Genomic DNA, 18059 nt, shown 5'->3' with positions numbered 1-18059 from the left:
AAAACACTGCCCCATTTCCACTCATCAATCTACAGCCGCCTGAAAGACCGCCTCGACACAACGCTTGCACTCTTCATAGCTCTCGCCGGGCTTCGCCTCATAAAGCTTCACACCATCTACGAACATCGAAGGTACATAGTAATAATCCTTGGCAAAAGGCAGCGCCCTCTCTTTCTCACGAGTTTCCTCGATCCATTCGACGGGAACCGCCTCGTAGGCCGAATACGCCTTTTCCAATTCGTCCATCGCCCGCGCCGCGTTGCGGCAATACGGACAACCTTCCATGTAGAGCACCGTAATCTTCTTCAATCGAATGACCGCCTTCCCTTAAAGAGTCTTTTCGTCCGACAAAAAATCCCACGACGAAACACGTCGTCTCTTCTATATTATATCCATTTCTTCTACATTTGCAAAAAGAATAAACATCAGAAAATTCCACCAAAATACCCAGAGTAAAACCGACCTTTCCACAAGGATTTCTTATTCACACAATAGAATTAGTTTCATAGATACACTTGTATAGTTGTACAGTCACACGAAGGAGGAGATGCATCATGGGTTTGATCCAAGCTGCTATGGGCGCCGCCGGTGGCGTCATGTCCGATCAATGGAAAGAGTTTTTCTACTGCGACAGCCTCGACAAAGATTCGCTCGTCGCCAAGGGGCAGAAGCGTACGAGCGCACGCGGGCGCAGCTCCAACACCTCGGGCGAGGAGAACATCATCTCGAACGGCTCCATCATCGCCGTCAACGAAGGTCAGTGCATGATCATCGTAGAGCAGGGAAAGGTCGTCGAGGTCTGCGCACAGCCCGGTGAATTCACCTACGACAACTCGACCGAGCCGACGATCTTCGGCGGCGACCTCGCAAGCGACATCAAAGCGGTATTCCAAAACATTGGCAAACGCTTCACCTTCGGCGGCGATGCGCCGAAAGACCAGCGCATCTACTACTTCAATACGAAAGAGATCATGGGCAACAAGTACGGCACGCCGCAGTCCATCCAGTTCGAGACGATGATCGGCCAGTACATGATGAACGTGAACATCCGCTGCTTTGGCGAATACAGCTACCGCATCACAAACCCCATCCTCTTCTACACGAACGTCTGCGGCAACGTCGAGGACGTCTACACGAAAAGCGAAATTGACTCCCAGCTCAAGAGTGAACTTCTGACGGCGCTGCAGCCCGCTTTCGGGCGCATCGCCGCCAAAGGAATCCGCTACACGCAGCTCATCAATTACACACGCGACATCAAGAACGAGCTGTCGGCAGAGCTTTCCGAGGACTGGGGCAAAAAGCGCGGCATCGAGATCGTTTCCTTCGGCGTGTCGAGCGTCAAGGCGGACGAAGAGGACGAGAAGCGCATCAAGGAGATCCAGGACAGCGCCATCATGAGTGACCCAAACCTGCGTGCCGGCCGCCTCGCGACGGCGACAGCGGATGCCATGCGCACGGCAGCGGGCAACGAAGCCGGCATGGGCGGCGCCTTCGGCTTCATGGGCATGGGCATGGCGGGAAACGCCGGCGCCGGAGCCATGGGTGCTTTCGGCCCTGCGGGCGGCCAAGCGCCGCAGGGCAACCCGCTCGCGCCACAGCAGTCGCCGCAGCCGCCGCAGCAACAAGCCGCCACCGGCGGATGGAACTGCTCGTGCGGTCAGACAGGCAACATGGGCAAGTTCTGCGCAGGCTGCGGCAAACCAAAGCCGGCACCTGCAGGCTCTTGGAACTGCAGCTGCGGCCAGTCGGGCAATACGGGCAAGTTCTGCGCGAACTGCGGCAAGCCTCAGCCGGCAGCAGACGGCTGGCAGTGCAGCTGCGGCGCGACAAACCAGGGCCGCTTCTGCGCGAACTGCGGCAAGCCGAAACCCGCAGGTGCACCGCTCTACCGCTGCGACAAATGCGGCTGGCAGCCCAAAGATCCAACGAATCCGCCGAAGTTCTGCCCCGAGTGCGGCGACGCCTTCGACGAGAACGACTTGCAGTAAGCAATATTCCAACGAGTAAGCGAGGTGAAGCAAATGCCCGATACATCGGTAAGCTACAAATGCCCCAACTGCGGCGCACCGCTCTCCTTCCTGCCCGGTCACGACCATGTGACCTGCGAGTACTGCTCGACGGAGCTTGAGATCGCGACCGTCGAAGCGCTCTTCGAGCGCGAGCAGGAAAAGGCGCGTCTTGCCGCAGAAGCGCGCGACTCGCGCTGGAACACAGAGAATGCAGGCGGCGAATGGGATGAGCAGGACGCCGCCACCATGAAGGTGCAGACATGCTCATCGTGCGGCGCGGAGCTGGTCTCAGACGGCAACACGATGGCGACGGAATGCGCTTACTGCGGCAGCCCAAACATGCTGCCGCAGCAATTCTCCGGCATGCTGCGCCCCGATTTCGTCATCCCATTCAAGAAAACGAAGGACGAAGCCATCGCTGCCCTCAAAAAGTTCTACGAGAAGCGCTACCTCTTGCCCGACTCCTTCAAATCGAACAACCGCATCAAAGAAATCCAGGCGATGTACGTGCCGTTCTGGCTCTTCGACTCTGCCATCACAGCAAGTGCCTCCTTCCGCGCGGAAAGGGACAACATCTACGAGACGGCGGACGAGATCATCACGGAAACGAGCGTCTACGACTGCGAGCGCACAGGCTCGATGAAGTTCGAGCGCATTCCCGTCGACGGCAGCGAACGCATGGACGATACCTACATGGAGAGCATCGAACCATTCGACTACAGCGAACTCGTGCCCTTCTCGGCCGCCTACTTCACGGGCTTCCTCGCCGAGAAGTACGACGTCGACGCCGAGGCCTCCGCGCCACGCGCCGACAAGCGCGTGACGGAAAGCGCCCTCGGCGTCCTCGAAAGCACCGTCGAAGGCTACGACCGCTGCTCGCTCGATGGCGAGCCGTGCATCATCAAGGAGGACGGCACCGTCAGCTACGCTATGGTGCCCGTCTGGATTCTCACAACGAAGTACGAAGGCAAGCCCTACACCTTCATGATGAACGGACAGACAGGCAAGGTCATCGGCTCCTTGCCCATCGACAAGCGGAAGGCGACGCTCTATCCCCTCGCCGCCTCACTCATCAGCGTGCCGATTCTCTACTTCATCGCGAAATTCCTTTTGGGAACAATATGAGGAGGGCTGCACATGAAACGTGAACAAAGAAACTTCTTCAGCGCCGTCCTCCTCTCCCTCATCCTTTTGCTCGCACTCGCCGCCCCTGCCTTGAGCGAGGCGGCTGAAAAGAGTCGCGCACAGGCGGACGCATGCGTCATGGATGATGCGGGACTCTTGAGCGATGCGGACGAATCCTCACTCAAAAAGACGCTTGCCGACATCGGAACGGCACACAAAGCGCGTATCGTCGTCTACACAGTCAAAGACCTCAAGGGGGAGAAAGCGGGCACAGTCGCGAACAGATTCGCTGACAAATTCGCAGTAGGCACGGAAAATGGCGCCCTCGTTCTCCTTGTCGCGCCGAAAGAGCGCGACTGGTATCTCGCGACAGACAAGAAGATGAAGAGCCGCATCACCGACGACATCGGTACGGACTACCTTTCGGGCAAGTTCCTGCCGTCGTTCAAGAAGGACGACTATGCGGCGGGATTCAAAGCCTACGCCGCTGCAGCTGATGAAATGCTCACCTACTATGAAAAGGAAGGCAAACCCTTCGACCCCAAGGCAGGTTTCAGCTTCATCGCCCTAGGCATCGCCGTCGTGCTCGCAGGCGGTGTATTCTACCTCGTGCGCAGCAGCCTCATCGCCTCGATGAGCAACGTCACCTCGGCAACGGAAGCCGACGCCTATCTGAGTCACGAAGGACTGCATCTGACAGAAAACCGCGACTCCTTCCTCTACATGAACGTCACACGGCACGAAAAGCCCAAAAAGCAAGGAAAAGACACTTCGAGCCGCGATGAAAGCCACGGCGGTGGTGGCGGAAAATATTGACATAAAAAAAGCCCGCGAAAGCGGGCTTTTTTTATGTCTTACTCCTGCATCAAAACGAGAAATGGATGCCTTCCCTCGCAAAGGACGACGCGTCAATGCGCTTTTGCGGCTCATGCGAAAGGCTCTGCCCCAAAAAGCGTGCGCCCGCATGCTCGATCTCAAAGAACGCCGCCATGGGAAAGTCACTCTTGTAAACACTGAAGGTGCGTATGAGTCCCCACGTGGCAGGACTCTCGAACGTCGAGGAGAACTCTCCCGTGCGCTCGCCGTAATAGGGCCGGCTCAGCCAGCGCTCAAACTGCTCCGCCGTCAAGAAGAAGCATCCCGAATGCGGATTGCGCACCTTGACGAAGCACACCTCGCCGCCGGGCATGGAAGCCGTCAAGACGGGGCGCGCAGCGAAGTCAATGTACTTCTGCGCAAACGACAACCTCTCCACAAGCTCGCTGCCCGCCTCGAAGCCGTCCGTCTCCACATACCCTTTGGGGAATACGCAGCGCTCATTGTACTCGAAACGATGCGGCAAAAGCACGGCGTCCGGGCCGAAGAACGCATCGAACCACGCGAGCTTTTGGAAGAACAGCGGATCGTGCACGACGAGGTCGTCCTCCATGTAGCAGTAGTAGTCGTATTCGCCGCGTCTCTCCTTAAGTACATCCTGACAGGTGAATCCCAGAAGCTTCGGATCGACATCGGGAAAATCCCTTCGCTCGTACATGCCCTGCGGCAATCCAAGCCGATCGAGCGCATGACGCTCGCCCGCCGTCGAGAGCACGATATCGACCTTGGCATGAAGCGCCTCGTTTGCCGCATAGTAGTTCGCCAGTGAGCGTGCAATCGGCCTGCCCGCCTGCAAATCGGCATCCGTGAAGCGCGAGCCGTCCGCATTCTGCAGATCGTAGCGGCAATATGCCTGCGGACTTTCAAACAGGGTTTTCAGATGAACGATGAGTTTCCGAAGATTCCCTGTCTTGCGCTCAGGGTCGCCGTTCGAAGCATAGATGCCTTGTGGGTCATGTGCATAGTAATGCGGTATTGTCACGAGTATTTTCATTGCTTCCTCCTAAGCGCGCAAGACGAAGTACGCAATCTCCGGCGGGCAGCCGAGGCGGTACGGGAACCAGCTGCCGTTGCCCGAATGGACGTAGCCCGTCGTCTTCCCCTTCTCGACGATGCCGCGCGTGTACTTGAACACAGGAAAGAGCGGCAGGCCGAAGACGCCGAACTGCGAGCCGTGCGTGTGCCCCGTGAGCACGAGGCGCACGCCGTACTCGGCGCCGTCGTCGATGAACTCGGGATGGTGCGCGAGCAGGACAGTCACGGCATCTGCGGGAATCGCTTCGAGCGCCGCCTTCGCGTACATCGCCTTCTCGCGCTGGAATGCCTCGGCGTCGAGCCTTTTCCTGTACTCCGACATCGGGTAGTCGACGCCCGCGAAGTAGAGCGGCTGCGCTCCCTGCCTCACGCACTGCGCCTCATTTTTCAAAAAGTGAATCTTCGACGTCGCCAGCGCTTCTTCTACGAGCGCAATGCCGCGTATATGCTCGTGATTGCCGTGGCAGTACCATATACCGTCAGGAAAGGCGGCGGCAAAGCCGTCGATCAGGCGCACGGCGTCCACCGTCCAATCGGGATGATCGAAGATGTCGCCCGTCAGCAAGAGAGCGTCGGGAGAAGCGTCGGTGACCCGCTGCAAGAGGCTCTTCAGCCGCTCAAGCGAGAAGAACATGCCGAGATGCACGTCGCTGAGCTGAGCGACCGTATAGCCTGCGAGCGCCGGCGCTGCAACGGGGATGTCGTAGCGACGCTCAACCGTCGCATTCCGCTCGTAGAGATTGCCGTAAAGCGCCGCACCGAGCGCCGCCGCAGGATACGCGCCCGCTGCCTGCAAAATCCTACGCCGCCCCGCATCCTCGGGCACGGCGAGCGTCCTGCGATAGACGGCACGAAGGACGACGGCTGCCAACACAAAGAAAAACAAGAACATCAAAGAGAGGAAGAAGACAGAAGCCAGAGAAATCGTCGCACCGTCCGAAAGAAACGCCGCGAGCGGATTGCGCCGCAAGAAGAAGGACGCCGACGCGACGGTGAACACGACGCCGACCAGCACGCGGCAAATAAACAGCGCACGCGCGGCGAGAAGATAGCGCAGCGCCCAAAGCGCCGCCACGGTGAACACTGCAAGAACGGTGACTAAAATGATGAGAAAGGAGACCAAGCTGCACCTCCGAAAGTCAAACAGATGATATCGCAGACATTATAGCACAAACGGACGGAGAAACATACTCATGTACCCCTTTCTCTTGAATGAATCTCCGTTCTCCTCTATAATGATAAAAGAAAACATATTTTCCAAGAAAAGGAGATGCTGCCATGAACGCCGACCCCAAGAGTCTCGAACTCGCGACGCGCGAGAAGATCGACCGCGTGCTTGAGGCTCATTCCTACGACCCGACGCAGATCGTCGGCATCCTGCTCGACGTGCAGGACCTCTTCGAGCGCCACTATGTGCCCGAGCCTGCCGCCTACTACGTGGCGGAGAAACTGCCGCTGAAGATCTCTCTGATCTACGACTGTCTGAGCTTCTACGCGAGCCTGTCGCCTGTGCCGCGCGCCAAGTACCCCATCCAAGTGTGCGACTCCGTCGTCTGCCGCATCAACGAGAACGAAACGCTTTTCTCTGCGCTCAAGAGCCTCCTCGGCATCGACGTCGGCGAAGTCACCTACGACGGACGCTTCACGCTCGAAAAGACGCCGTGCTTCGGCGCTTGTGACATCGCGCCCGCCGTGCGCGTCAACGGCGAAGTCTACGGGCATCTTGACAGCCGCGAGAAGATCGAGGAACTTTTGCACACGCTGCAGTAAGTAGTCTGCACATCTTCACCGAACCTGCGCTGCAAGGGCGCTCCACCCCTTGCAGCCGCGCCTCCTCTCTGCGAGACGCACAAAAAGGACCGGAAACAAAACGACATCCACACGAAAGGAGACTATATGAGCAAGGTTTCTTTCATGACAAAGAACTTCCACCGCTACGATCCCATGTCCATCGAATCGTACCTGGCGATTGGCGGCTTCAACGCCCTCAAAAAGGCCGTGACAATGGACGGCGAGGACATCGCCTCCCTTCTCTCCGAAGCCCGGATCAAGGGGCGCGGCGGCGCCGCCTACCCCATGGGACGCAAGTGGTCGCAGGCGCGTGCCGTCAAGGGCGAGCACAAGGTCATCATCTGCAACGCTGACGAGGGCGAGCCTTGCACCTTCAAGGATCGCGAACTGATCACGAACGACCCCTTCAACCTCATCGAGGCCATGACGATCGGCGCCTGGAGCATCCGCGCACAGGACGGCTACATCTACCTGCGCGAAGAATACGCGCACCTTCGCTCGCGCCTCAAGAACGCCATCGAAGAAGCGGAGCGCTGCGGCTTCCTCGGCAAGAACATCCTCGGCAAGGAAGGCTTCAACTTTCACATCCACCTCCGCTCGGGCGCGGGAGCCTACGTCTGCGGCGAGGGCACGGCGCTCATCCGCTCCATCGAGGGCAAGGCGGGCCGGCCGCGCATGAAGCCGCCCTTCATCAAGCAGAGCGGCCTCTTCGCGCTGCCGACGTGCGTCAACAACGTCGAGAGCCTTTCCATCGTGCCGCATCTCCTCCTCGACGACAAGAAGGAATACATCAGCTACGGCTCGGGCGAATCCCTCGGCACGAAGCTCGTCTCCGTCGGCGGCAATGTCAACTGTCCTGCCGTCTTTGAAATCCCCTTCGGCACGACCGTGCGCGAAATCATTTATGACCTTGCGGGCGGCATTCAGGGCGGCCGACGCATCCGCCTCATCCAGTTCGGCGGCGCGTCGGGCAAGATCGCCGACGAATCCATCCTCGACGTCCCCTACACCTACGACGACCTCAAGGCGGCCGGCGTGACCGTAGGCTCGGGCGCGATCCTCGTCGTCGACGAGCGCACGAGCGTCCTCGACTTTCTGCGCATGACGCAGGCGTTCTTCTCGCACGAGAGCTGCGGCCAGTGTACGCCGTGCCGCGAGGGCGTCCTTCACATCAAGCTCATCTTGGAAAAGTTCGCGCAAGGAACAGCGACGGAAAAGGATCTCGAAAACATGAAGATGATCGCGCGCATCATGCCCATGTCCGCTCTCTGCGGCCTCGGCGAAAGCGCTGAAAACGCCCTTTCCGCCGCCTTCAAGCTCTTCCCTGAAACATTCCGGATCGGAGGCGTACACTGATGGCAGAAGAAAGAGAACTCGTACACCTGAAAATCAACAACATTCCCGTCGAAGTCCCCAAGGGCACGAAGATCATCGACGCCGCACGCAAGGTGCACATCAATATCCCGCATCTCTGCTACCACCCCGATCAGCGCGTCAAGGCTCGCTGCCGCATCTGCTCCATCGAGGTCACGGGCAGCCGCCGCCTCATGGCAGCGTGCGCGACCGAGGTCTGGGAAGGCATGGAAGTCCATACGGACACGCAGATCGTGCGCGACACGCAGATCGCCATCCTTCAGCTCATCCTCGCCAACCACAACCAGGACTGCCTGAACTGTCCGCGCAACCACCGCTGTGACCTGCAGGAGCTTTGCAGCCGCTTCAACATCGGCCATACAGGACTGCCCATCGTCGTCGAAAACAAGGAGGACGCGGCGAACAACCCGAGCATCGCTCGCGACCCGACGAAGTGCATCAAATGCGGCCGCTGCATCCGCGCCTGCAAGGACGTCCAGGGCATCGAAGCCCTGAATTTCGCCGGACGAAGCGACAAGATTGTCGTAACGACCGCCTACGACAGCCCGCTCGAAGCGACCGACTGCATCCTCTGCGGCCAGTGCAGCCTCGTCTGTCCGACGGGAGCGATCACGGAAAAAGATGATACGCAGCGCGTCCTCGACGCCCTGCAAGACCCGAAGAAGCACGTCATCGTGCAGGTCGCGCCCGCCGTGCGCGTCTCCTTGGGCGACGAATTCCATCTGCCGCCCGGCGCCATCGTCACGGGACAGATGGTCGCCGCCTTGAAGCGCCTCGGCTTCGACCGCGTCTTCGACACGAACTTCGGCGCCGACCTCACGATCATGGAAGAAGGGCATGAATTTTTGCATCGCTTGGAACACGGCGGTACGCTTCCCATGATGACCTCGTGCAGCCCCGGCTGGGTCAACTACGTCGAAAAACACTACAGCGACCTCTTGCCCCACCTCTCGACAGCGAAGTCGCCCATGCAGATCTTCGGCGCTGTCGCCAAGACCTACTATCCAAAGCAGTCGGGCATCCCCGTCGAGGACATCGTGACCGTCTCCGTCATGCCATGCACGGCGAAGAAGTTCGAAGCCGCGCGTCCCGAGATGGGCAGGGACGGCCATCAGGACGTCGACATCGTCATCACGACGCGCGAGCTTGCCAAGCTCATCCACTACGTCGGCATCACCTTCCACGATCTGCCCGAGGAGGACTTCGACAGCCCGCTCGGCACATGCTCGGGCGCGGGCGCGATCTTCGGCACGACGGGCGGCGTCATGGAAGCCGCGCTGCGCACCGTCTACGAAAAGGCGACGGGCAAGACGCTCCCCTCCATCGACTTTCTCGCCGTGCGCGGCATGGACGGCATCAAAGAGGCGACCGTCGACCTCGGCGAGCGCAAGGTGCGCGTCGCCGTCGCGCACACGCTCAAGAATGCCAAGCACATCATGGACGAACTCAAAGCCGGCAAAAGTCCCTACGACTTCATCGAAGTCATGGCCTGCCCCGGCGGCTGCCAAGGCGGCGGCGGACAGCCGCTCAATACGACGAACGCGCGCCGTGCCGAGCGCATGAAGGCTCTCTACGAAATCGACAAGAACCTCCCCGTGAGAAAATCGCATGAAAATCCCGAAGTCGTGCGCATCTACAAAGAATTCCTCGGCGCACCCTTGGAAGGCAAGGCGCACGAACTGCTGCACACCCATTTTCACAAGGCGGAGAAGCTCTACGACTTCACGGACGCAGGAAAATAAAAAAGAAACGAAATCGGAAATAGGGCGGGCAGTCCAAGCCCCCCCTATTTTTGAAAGAATTTCTTATTTCACCTTGCCATCCAATAAATTTTAAGGCACAATAAAGGAAGGATGCATTATGCACCCGATTTATTTTTATCGTAACAAAGACGGAAAAGAGCCTGTTCTCGAATATCTGCGGCAACTCTCCATGAAATCCGGCAAAGACAGCCGCATCAAGGCAAACAAGATTCAAGATTATATCGAAGCATTGAGCAAGATGGGGACACATTTAGGTCTGCCTTATGTAAAACACATCGAAGATGACCTCTGGGAACTGCGCCCTCTGCGTGACAGAATTTTCTTCGTCACTTGGCACGAAGGCAGCTTCGTTTTACTCCATCACTTCATGAAGAAAACGCAAAAAACACCACTGCGTGAAATAGAAAAAGCGAGAAAAGAAATCGCTGACTTGAAAGAAAGGGGCGTTCATCATGAAAAATAATTCTGCAATCGGAAAAAACTGGCAGGAAGTGCGCAAGGAACTTTTTTCGACCGAGGAAATCGCGGAAAGCAATCTGCGCGTCGCCCTCATCACTGAGTTGATTCAAGCTCGCCAAGAACAAGGTCTCACGCAGAAACAGCTGGAAGAATTAAGCGGCGTGAAACAGCCCGTAATTGCCCGCATGGAACGCGGAACCTCAACCCCAAGCGTTTCCACCATCATGAAACTTCTCGCTCCCTTAGGCAAAAAGCTTGCCATCGTTCCTTTAGAAAGTTGATCCCTTCAAAAGTGCCGATTCAACTGAGAAGAACTCCCTAACCAACAAACAACACAAATAAAAGAGGTTAACAAACCATGGAACCATCCCTTGAACAAGTATTCAAAGATCCGTTTTACAAGATCACCTACAAGATGTCCCTGATCCTGACAGTCGGCAGACTCATGATGGAGAACGGCGCGGATTCTGACCGCACGGCGCGCTACATCATGCGCGCGGCGGCGTACATGGGCATTCCGGCGGAAAACGTCAGCTGCCACATCATGTATACGACGCTCCTCTTAAACGTCAAAAACGAGGAGCACACCTACACCGAGATCACGAAATGCCGCAAGCACAATGTCAGCATGAGCGTCCTCGCCGCCGTCAGTCGTACGATGTGGCGTGCCATGCGCGACAACTGGACGCTCGAACGCTTCGAGAAAGAACTCGACCGCATCAAAAGCCGCAAAAGCCCCTACTCCTCCTTCGCGACCGCCATCGGCTCAAGCTTCGCCTGCGGCGGCTCGTGCCTGCTCTTCGGCGGCGATTTCATCGCCTTCTTCGTCACGGCGGTCTGCGCCTTCTTCGGCTTCTACGCACGCACGATCTGCAACGAGCGCGGCTTCAACAACTATGCGGGCATCGCCATCGCCGCCTTCGTCGCGACATCCTTGGCCGCCCTCTCCCAAGGCGTCGTCCAATCCGCGACGCCCATGCACCCCATCGTTGCCTGCGCCCTCTTCCTCGTGCCCGGCGTGCCGCTGATCAATGCGGCCGACGACATGCTCAACAACTTCATCATGGCGGGCATCACACGCGCCTTTCACACCGTTCTCATCGTCGGCTCGATGGCGTTTGGCACGGCAGCGGCGCTGCACCTCGGACACGTCACCGATTTTGCGACCATCAGCCTCAGTCCCGGCGACATCTACCTCTACCACCCGCTCGCTGCGGCGATCTCCGCCGGCGGCTTCTCCATGCTCTTCAAAGTGCCGAAGCGCGTCCTCTGGGTCGTTTCCGTCGGCGGCGCCATCACCATCCTTCTCAGAAACATCTGCATGTTTGACCTCGGTCTGAGCCAAGCGGCAGGCACATTCATCGGCGGAGCCGTCGTCGGACTCCTCGCGCTCAACGCCCTGCGTTGGTTTCATGTGCCGAACGTCGTCCTCAGGACGCCGTCCGCCATCCCCCTCGTCCCCGGCATCCTGCTCTACCGCCTGCTCTTCACGCTCCTCAACATCAACGACGTCAGCACGGACATCCTCTTGGGCGCCCTTAGAAACGGCATCGAGGCGGCGACCATCATCATCAGCATCGCCGTCAGCGTCGCCATACCGAACATCTTCTGGTCGCGCCAAATTCGCAAAAACAAACTCGCACAGGAAAAGAAACTGCTCGCATCAAGATTCGTCGATCAGGAAGACTGAGGAACACGGACACACGGACTGCCTTTCAGGCAGTCCGTCATCAATTATCGCAATATTCCAAACTACGATTACAATATAACCCGAAAGCATACATGTCGGACATCTTCCATTGCCGTCCGCCTATAAGAAAGGAGCCTCCCATGGAACCCACGAAAGAACATGTTCTCACACACCCCTTCTCCCAGATCATCTACAAGATGCATCTGATCCTGCTCGTCGCCCGCACAATGATGGAAAACGGCGCCGATTCCGACCGCACCTCGCAGTACATCATGCGCACGGCGGCATACATGGGCATCCCTGCGGAAAACGTCAGCTGTCACATCGCCTACACGACCATCATGCTCAACATCAAGGACGAAGAGCGCACCTACACGCGCTTCAGCAAGTGCCGCACGCACCGCGTGAACATGCTCGTCCTCTCCGCCGTCAGCCGCATGATCTGGCGCGCCATGCGTGACGCCTGGTCGCTCGAACTTTTCGAGCGCGAGATCGAAGCTCTAGAAAAACGAAAATCCCCCTACAACGGCTTCTTGACAGCACTCGGCGCAGGCTTCGCGTGCGCCGGCTCCTGCGCCCTCTTCGGCTGCGACCTCGCCGCCTTCTTCCTCACGGCGGTCTGCGCCTTCCTCGGCTTCTATGCGCGTCGCCTGTGCAACGAGCACGGCTTCAACGCCTACGCGGGCATCGCCATCGCGGCCTTTGCCGCGACGCTCGCCGCCGTGCTGCTGCAAGACCTCGACCTGTCTGCGACGCCCATGCTGCCCATCGTCGCCTGCACCCTCTTCATCGTGCCCGGCGTGCCTCTGATCAATGCGGCGAACGACCTTCTGAACCACTTCATCACCTCGGGGATGACGCGGGCGTTCGACACGCTCCTCATCGTCTGCAGCACGGCATTCGGCATGGCGATCGCCCTGCGCCTCGGACACGTCAGTTCATTCACGACCGTGAGCCTCAGTCCCGGCGAGATCTACCTCTACCACCCGCTAGCCGCCGCCATCGCAGCCGGTGGTTTCTCCCTGATCTTCAGCGTGCCGCGCCGCCTGCTATGGGTCGTCTCCGCGGGCGGCATCATCACGATCCTCCTTCGGAACATCTGTATGTTCGAACTTGGCATGAGCCAAGCGGCCGGCACCTTCCTCGCCTCCGCCTTCGTCGGCGTTCTCGCACTCTTTGCCATTCACTGGTTTCACACGCCGAACATCGTGCTGACGATCCCTTCCGCCATTCCGTTGATTCCCGGCGTTCTTCTCTACCGCTTCTTCTTCACACTCTTAAATATCAACGAGGTCAGCACCCCCCTCTTGCTCGCGGCGCTTAGAAACGGCGTCGAAGCCGCGAGCATCATCGCCGGCATCGCCATCGGCGTCGCTATTCCCAGCATCTTCTGGTCAAGACAAATCCAGCGCAACAAAATCGCACAGGAGAAGAAGCTGCTCGCATCGAGGTTCGTCGATCAGGAAGACTGACAGAGCGATGCTCCCATGAAATCAACATGCAAAAAGCGTGCAGCAGATTCGATTCCGCTGCACGCTTTTTATCGGCCAGACTCGGTTACAAGCACATCGTTTCGAGATTGCTCGAAACGATGCAAAAGATGCGCCAAAAGACGCAAACTGGATGCTGCGTCTCCTTACATCGCACCGCCGCCCTCGATTGATGCATTGTGATCGTTCGCCCACTTGTAGCCGAGGAACGCACCGACGAGGTTGACAATCACAGAGACTTCCGGGCTGACAAAAAAACTGAGAAGCCAACTGACGACAATCATTCCGACAACGGCAATGATGCCCTGCTTGCTGAAGCCCGTGCTGTAGAAAATGCCGAGAACGAAGAAGCCAAGAATCGCTGCAAGAATTGGACTTTTTTTGCTCATAATGAATCTCTCCTTAGGATGTTATATGATCTATATACTGGAATAATACTGGCGGCAGAAGGTCTGCCGCTCATTCATCAAATGTCGTGATGTTCCCGCCCTCGATGTTGAATACAGCGATCTCCGAAAGGGCGCTTTCACCCGTCGGCGCAAGAAACTCAAATATATAGCCGTATGTGCCGTCGCCGAGTTCTTCGTCCTCGACCGCAGGATGACTGCCGATTTGGAAGGTCTCGGCTTCGACAGCAGCGAGTTCATCATCATCATTGTCGGAAACGGACTTCGCGAAATGGATCGTCGTGACCATATCGCCCTCCCTCAAGGGAATCAGCTCTTGATCGCTCATGCCGCTTTCCTCAAGCTCGCGGTACGCGCCGAGGATGTGATACGTCTCATCGTTGTAGTTGTAGGAAACCTGCAGGATGCACTCCTCGCCGTTGAGCTTGATGGGTATGGAATAGAGGTTGTAATCGTCGCCTTCTTCGGTGAGCTCGATGTAGACAGGATGCCCGTCGAGCATCGGCCATGTACCGTCGAAGTTGTCACGAAAGACGCCCGTGTCCCAATCGGCGTCGATGTTCGCATCGCTGCCGAGGTGGATAACGACATTTTCGTCGAGATAGAGCAGGTTGCAGCGCACGGACGAGAGGAGTTCCATTTCGCTTTCACTGAGCGTAACGGAAACGCTTCCATCCGACGGCTCAATATCGACGGCGCGATCTTCGAGTCCTGCAAGGTCATGGGAAGCGGCAAAACACCATCTCGATTTCACCGCTTCACCATAGCCGCCCGCAAGGATGAGTGTCAGTAAAAGAACCGCGAAAGCCTGTCGCAGTATGCGGCAAAAACGATTCATCATCATATTCCCTCCTTCGCGATTCCCTTTATCTTGCTGCATATTGCTCATACAAAGCAGCCGCTCTTCCCTCACGGAGATACGAGCGCCTTACTTCTCGCCGTCGAGGAACTTCTGGATCGCCTTCGGATCTTTCGGCGCCCAGTGCAGCGTCTTGCCGTCATCGCTCTTCACCATATCGCACGGCACATCGAGCGTCTTTTCATCGTCGTAAGGAATCTCGTCGATGAACTTGCGCAAGACGTCCATCGCTCCCTGCTGATAAGAGGGATCCTTGCGGACATCGACGCCCTGCTGCTGTGCAAGACCGAGGACAACACCCAAAGCGACGAGATCCTCGTTCGTCTGCATGATCTTGTCAAACTCCGCCTTGTCGACCGGCGTAGCCGTCAGCTCGACAACGGGATGCTCGCTGTCGTCCTTCTTGACCTTCGCCTTGAGCGTGATGTTCGCCTTGCGATCGGCAATATAGTAATTCGTGACAGCGACCGCATTGTCCTCGGAAAGCATCATGCTCTGGAACTGCTGATCGACCTCAGTCAGGAGCGCCTCACTGATCTTCTCCTTCTGCTCTTTCGTCAAGCCCGCCGCCTCGGTCTTGTCCGTGTCACCGTAAGCATAAAGCTCCGCATAAGCGAGGACAGCCTTGTCCGCCGTGTCCTTTGGCTTGTCGCCGCAGCCCGCGACGAGGAGCATCGCCAGAACGGCGATGAACGGCAGCAGTAACCTCTTTGTCAACATCATCTTCCTCTTCATATTACCCTCTCCTTTTATATTTTTTCGGAAAAGTACGGCAATGGGCAAGGAGATGAAACCCTCAGCCCGCTATCGAACATCCTTGCCGAATTTCCCCTTCGCTTAAATTGTAGCAAAAAAAAAGCACCTCCTGCAAAGAATCTGCAGAAAGTGGCTTCTTCTTGCACGAAAGTGGTCACAGATATGCCAGCAGAAAGACCCATGGGACTTATATCTTAAGCCCCCCAACTTGCTGCTACTTATTCAGCATATACTGCATATACTCTACCTTGACCGCACCGTACCGCCTGCGGCTGATCGGCAATTTCATGCCGCTCGTGAGCACGAACGCCCCCTCTTCCATGCGCTCGATTCTGTCCATATTGACGATGATGCGATGGTAACATTCAAGGAAGCGCTTGTCGTGCAGCAGCCGCTCCGCGCTCCACTCATAGGTGAAAGGGCGCGAGAGGTGAAAATCGCGCTCTTCGAGGACGATGTGCAGCCTGCCGCCTTCGATGTCCGCATAGAAAATCTTTTGAAAGGGGATCTCCAGGGCGCGTCCGTTGTATTCCACGCTGAGAACGTGCGCCGACTGATCGCGGCGTGCGAAGACATGACGCAGAGAGGCCTGAAAAGCCTCCTCATCCGTCCCCAGAGGCTTGAGGAAGTAGCCGTCGGCAAAGACGCGATAGCCCTCCATCAGATACTCCTCGCTCGTCGTGAGGAATATGATGCCGATGTCGGCGCTTTCGGCACGCAAGCGACGCGCCGCTTCCATGCCGTCAAGACCGGGCATGCAGATGTCGAGGAGCACGAGATCGTAGGACTGCCGATCAAAGCCCTCCAGGAGCGCTTCAGCAGAATCGAAGAGGTCAAGCTGCACGACGGCTGTTTCCTTCGACCAATATCTCGCGAGCATCTTCGCCAGATAGCGCCGCGCCACCTCGCGCACCTCTTCCTCATCATCGACAATAGCAATGCGCATCCTTTCCCGCCTTTCTGTTTCCGTATGACTCCGTCATTCATTTGACGAAGTACGACTTCTATCGTATAATACCACAAAACCATACATAAGCAAACAGTCTGGAGGGTTTGTCTTGAACGAAAACAGTCTTGCCGTCATCTTCAACACCTTCCTGTTCCTACTCTCGCTCCTGCCGGCCGTCTACCTGCGCTACCTGCCGTTTCGCTCCATCCTTGCGCCGAAGGTGCGGCGGCGACTGCTGCAGGGATACGCCCTTATCTTCTTTGCCGAGTTTGCCATTTCCGTGCTGCTCTTTTTTTTCGGCATCCTGTCCTACGGCTTTCACACATTCAAACTCTTTTATATCTTTTTCGGCTTTCTTCCCTACTTTCTGCTGAACCTCTGCATGATCCGACCATACATCGCGCAGCACATCTTCATCCTCGGCATGCAGTTCATTCTCAGCAGCACGATCTCGACGATCGCGATTCTCCTCGTGCTGACATTCAACAACGAAAGCGACTTTTTCGACCACTTCGCCACTTACTGCGCCTTGAATCTCACGATTTATCTCACCGCACTGCCCATCGTGCGCCCTTTCTTCCGGCAAATCTTCCTGCGCTTTTCCACGATCAGCACCGACCGCTTCTGGCTCTACATCTGCCCGCTGCCGCTTCTCATGCTCGTTCACGATGTCTACTTCTCCACCTCGCCTGAGGTCCTTGCCTCCCGCTACCTCTTCCCTCGCGTTCTGCTGTTCGTCTGCGGCGTGCTCATCGCTCTCGCCGCATGGCGTGGCCTTGAGTACATCCTCCAGCAGGCAGCAACGACGGAACGAAATCTCGCGCTCCTGACGCGCATGAACTCGATCGGCGAGTATACGCGCACCCTGCAGGAAAAGCAGGCGCGCCTCTCCATCGTGCGCCATGACCTCCGACACAATGCGCAGATGCTCGCCGACCTCATCTCGCGCGGCGAAGATGATGCCGCCATGCGGCTCGTCCAAAGGATGAGCGGGCAGATCGATGCGACGCGCGTCGAGCACTTCGCCAGCAATCCCCTGATCGATGCAGCGCTCTCCGTCTATGTGCGGCAAGCGCGCCAAAAGGACATCGCCGTCGAGGCTCGAATCGACCTCCCCGCCTCCTTTGCCGCGGAAGTCGATCTCTCGCTCGTCCTCTGCAATCTCTTTGAAAACGCCATCCATGCCGAAGAGGAAGAGCCGCAGCAGCAGCGAGCCATCCGTCTCCTCGCGCGTACCAAGGGTGCCAGTATCTTCTTCTCCATTGAGAACCGCCGCAGCACGCCCGTACCACTCGCCGCAAACGGCCTGCCCAGAAGCAGAGATTCCTTGCCTGGCCACGGCTACGGCACGCGCTCCCTTCTGCTCTTCGCGGAAAAGTACGGCGCCGAGTTCTTCACGGAGCAAAAGGACGGCTGGTTCAGCATCCTGCTGCATGTGCCGCAGGTCGAGCGCATGGAAAAATGAGGCAAATGACC

At 57.5% G+C, this 18059-nt stretch carries 18 protein-coding genes; 11 read left to right on the top strand and 7 right to left on the bottom strand.

Annotated features, from left to right (window positions below):
* Window positions 1-24: 24 nt before the first annotated feature.
* Window positions 25-309, bottom strand: a complete 285-nt coding sequence (locus tag QZ177_RS04745; protein ID WP_009645163.1) for a glutaredoxin domain-containing protein — start codon at window positions 307-309, stop codon at window positions 25-27.
* A 245-nt stretch (window positions 310-554) separates the two neighbouring features.
* On the opposite strand from QZ177_RS04745, the gene QZ177_RS04740 reads away from it, so the two are divergent.
* The 3 genes from QZ177_RS04740 to QZ177_RS04730 are packed head-to-tail and all read left to right on the top strand — an operon-like array spanning window position 555 to window position 3950.
* Window positions 555-1988 (top strand): SPFH domain-containing protein, encoded by a 1434-nt coding sequence (locus QZ177_RS04740; RefSeq protein ID WP_294175690.1) that lies wholly within the window; start codon window positions 555-557, stop codon window positions 1986-1988.
* A gap of 33 nt (window positions 1989-2021) precedes the next feature.
* On the top strand, window positions 2022-3134 hold the full coding sequence (locus tag QZ177_RS04735; RefSeq protein ID WP_294175689.1) for a hypothetical protein: 1113 nt from the start codon (window positions 2022-2024) through the stop codon (window positions 3132-3134).
* A gap of 12 nt (window positions 3135-3146) precedes the next feature.
* The gene (locus tag QZ177_RS04730; RefSeq protein WP_294175688.1) at window positions 3147-3950 is read left to right on the top strand and encodes a TPM domain-containing protein; all 804 of its coding nucleotides are present in this window, start codon (window positions 3147-3149) and stop codon (window positions 3948-3950) included.
* A 49-nt stretch (window positions 3951-3999) separates the two neighbouring features.
* Here QZ177_RS04730 and QZ177_RS04725 read toward each other — a convergent pair whose 3' ends face one another.
* The gene (locus QZ177_RS04725; RefSeq protein WP_294175687.1) at window positions 4000-5004 is read right to left on the bottom strand and encodes a hypothetical protein; all 1005 of its coding nucleotides are present in this window, start codon (window positions 5002-5004) and stop codon (window positions 4000-4002) included.
* A gap of 9 nt (window positions 5005-5013) precedes the next feature.
* Window positions 5014-6168: a metallophosphoesterase gene (locus QZ177_RS04720; RefSeq protein ID WP_294175686.1), complete on the bottom strand. Its 1155-nt coding sequence runs from the start codon at window positions 6166-6168 to the stop codon at window positions 5014-5016.
* A gap of 155 nt (window positions 6169-6323) precedes the next feature.
* Between QZ177_RS04720 and QZ177_RS04715 the strand changes: the two genes are divergently transcribed.
* From QZ177_RS04715 to QZ177_RS04685, 7 genes are all read left to right on the top strand, one after another.
* A complete protein-coding gene (locus QZ177_RS04715) occupies window positions 6324-6815 on the top strand; it encodes an NAD(P)H-dependent oxidoreductase subunit E (protein WP_294175685.1) in 492 nt (163 codons plus the stop codon).
* Window positions 6816-6941: 126 nt separating this feature from the next.
* The gene (locus QZ177_RS04710; RefSeq protein ID WP_294175684.1) at window positions 6942-8192 is read left to right on the top strand and encodes an NADH-ubiquinone oxidoreductase-F iron-sulfur binding region domain-containing protein; all 1251 of its coding nucleotides are present in this window, start codon (window positions 6942-6944) and stop codon (window positions 8190-8192) included.
* A complete protein-coding gene (locus QZ177_RS04705; protein WP_294175683.1) occupies window positions 8192-9952 on the top strand; it encodes an NADH-dependent [FeFe] hydrogenase, group A6 in 1761 nt (586 codons plus the stop codon). The genes QZ177_RS04710 and QZ177_RS04705 overlap by 1 nt, the downstream gene beginning before the upstream one ends.
* Window positions 9953-10070: 118 nt before the next feature.
* Window positions 10071-10436, top strand: a complete 366-nt coding sequence (locus tag QZ177_RS04700) for a type II toxin-antitoxin system RelE/ParE family toxin (RefSeq protein ID WP_294175682.1) — start codon at window positions 10071-10073, stop codon at window positions 10434-10436.
* Entirely contained in the window at window positions 10426-10713 is a 288-nt protein-coding gene (locus QZ177_RS04695; protein ID WP_294175681.1) for a helix-turn-helix transcriptional regulator, read from the top strand. Before QZ177_RS04700 ends, QZ177_RS04695 begins: the two co-directional genes overlap by 11 nt.
* 77 nt (window positions 10714-10790) lie before the next feature.
* Window positions 10791-12122 carry a threonine/serine exporter family protein gene (locus QZ177_RS04690; protein ID WP_294175680.1) on the top strand — a complete coding sequence of 444 codons (1332 nt, stop codon included), beginning with the start codon at window positions 10791-10793 and terminating at the stop codon, window positions 12120-12122.
* Window positions 12123-12262: 140 nt separating this feature from the next.
* Window positions 12263-13594, top strand: coding sequence for a threonine/serine exporter family protein (locus tag QZ177_RS04685; RefSeq protein ID WP_294175679.1), 1332 nt, complete (start codon window positions 12263-12265; stop codon window positions 13592-13594).
* A gap of 164 nt (window positions 13595-13758) precedes the next feature.
* Here the strand turns inward: QZ177_RS04685 and QZ177_RS04680 are convergent, their stop codons facing one another.
* The 4 genes from QZ177_RS04680 to QZ177_RS04665 form a co-directional block, all read right to left on the bottom strand.
* A complete protein-coding gene (locus QZ177_RS04680; RefSeq protein ID WP_009645116.1) occupies window positions 13759-14001 on the bottom strand; it encodes a hypothetical protein in 243 nt (80 codons plus the stop codon).
* 70 nt (window positions 14002-14071) lie between these two features.
* Window positions 14072-14860, bottom strand: a complete 789-nt coding sequence (locus QZ177_RS04675; protein ID WP_294175678.1) for a hypothetical protein — start codon at window positions 14858-14860, stop codon at window positions 14072-14074.
* Between the two features lie 87 nt (window positions 14861-14947).
* Window positions 14948-15613, bottom strand: a complete 666-nt coding sequence (locus QZ177_RS04670; protein ID WP_265071128.1) for a DUF5105 domain-containing protein — start codon at window positions 15611-15613, stop codon at window positions 14948-14950.
* Window positions 15614-15848: 235 nt separating this feature from the next.
* The gene (locus tag QZ177_RS04665; RefSeq protein ID WP_294175677.1) at window positions 15849-16580 is read right to left on the bottom strand and encodes a response regulator; all 732 of its coding nucleotides are present in this window, start codon (window positions 16578-16580) and stop codon (window positions 15849-15851) included.
* Between the two features lie 112 nt (window positions 16581-16692).
* Between QZ177_RS04665 and QZ177_RS04660 the strand changes: the two genes are divergently transcribed.
* Entirely contained in the window at window positions 16693-18048 is a 1356-nt protein-coding gene (locus tag QZ177_RS04660; protein ID WP_294175676.1) for a GHKL domain-containing protein, read from the top strand.
* The last annotated feature ends 11 nt before the right edge of the window (window positions 18049-18059 follow it).

The organism is uncultured Selenomonas sp., from assembly GCA_905372355.1.
Classification (GTDB): Bacteria; Bacillota; Negativicutes; order Selenomonadales; family Selenomonadaceae; genus Selenomonas.
Note: the sequence above shows the minus strand (reverse complement) of the source record. Positions and strands in the feature narration are given on the sequence as shown.